Annotated in this window: 1 pseudogene; it reads right to left on the bottom strand. The window is 59.8% G+C overall.

The annotated features are described in order from the left end of the window. Positions 1–743: 743 nt before the first annotated feature. Positions 744–1,041, bottom strand: a pseudogene (locus tag KDH83_RS30805) (hypothetical protein); the annotation flags it as partial.

The raw sequence follows: 1,041 nt of genomic DNA, 5'->3' as shown, positions 1-1,041 counted from the left end.
TGTTATCGATGGACGCTGCTTGCCCGTCTCTGTCACTAGGCCATCACATGTCGCGCATCAGCACTGCGCATTCACCCCCTACAGACGGCACTGCGCCCCGGATAAAGCCCCGGTTTGTCGTACCCTTTCGCGTGTTGAAAGTTGAGTTGCGCAGCGTTGCTAAAGCGCTGCCGCAATGCCGTCTGGAGGGAGTCCCCGTCTTTCCGGGGTGTCATGATGGCTATTCCCACACACGGTAGGCCGAATCGAACGGGCCATCTGCACCTGCTTCCGTGCTTGCGCTGGGCTGCGCTTGACCATCAAGGAAGGCAACTGGATCGCGACAGTTTCAGTACTCGTGTCCTTGACCACGTGGCACTTCTACCTGCTGCCTTCCTTGATGGCCCTCCCTATAAAGCAAGGGAGGGTGCTTACATCGCGCTGCCGCTTCTTTCAGGATTCGGGGTTGAGCTTTAGCGAATCAAGCCGCGCCAACTAACTTGTTCTGCTTTCCAGAACGGCGCGCGATCTGCATCAGCGCGCTGGATTGCTCCTGCGTCTGTTCGCTCGAAACACTCCCGCCAAGAACGCAAGCCCCATCCTTGTCCGGTCCAGTATGCGTATGCACCGCTGGCGCGTTCATAGTGAACGCGGACTTGATACACTCCTATATGCACCGGCTTCACTCCAAAGCGATGCCACGGGCCTAGCTTTGTCTTTTCCATGTTGATTTCCTGGTCTCGGCCCAGCGAGGCAGCCGGGGATTAGGCTTCGATGAATTCGCCGTCCGCGCTCAGCGAATACCAAGTGTCAGGCTTGATTCCGTCCTCACCGACGATGGCTGCGGCTGCCTTGCGGATCACGTAGTCGTCATCGCGGTAGACGAGGAAGAGTGCGTTGCCAAGTGCGCCCATTGCCTTGCCTGCGTAGCCGCAGGCCATCGCAGCACCCCAGTCGCCCGTGGCAGAAGCAGCACCCCGGTCGCCCGTGGCAGAAGCAGCACCCCAGTCGCCCGTGGCAGAAGCAGCACCCTGGTCGCCCGTGGCAGAAGCAGCACCCTGG

The organism is Achromobacter sp. Marseille-Q0513 (assembly GCF_018195695.1).
Classification (GTDB): domain Bacteria; phylum Pseudomonadota; class Gammaproteobacteria; order Burkholderiales; family Burkholderiaceae_B; genus Achromobacter.
Note: the sequence above shows the minus strand (reverse complement) of the source record. Positions and strands in the feature narration are given on the sequence as shown.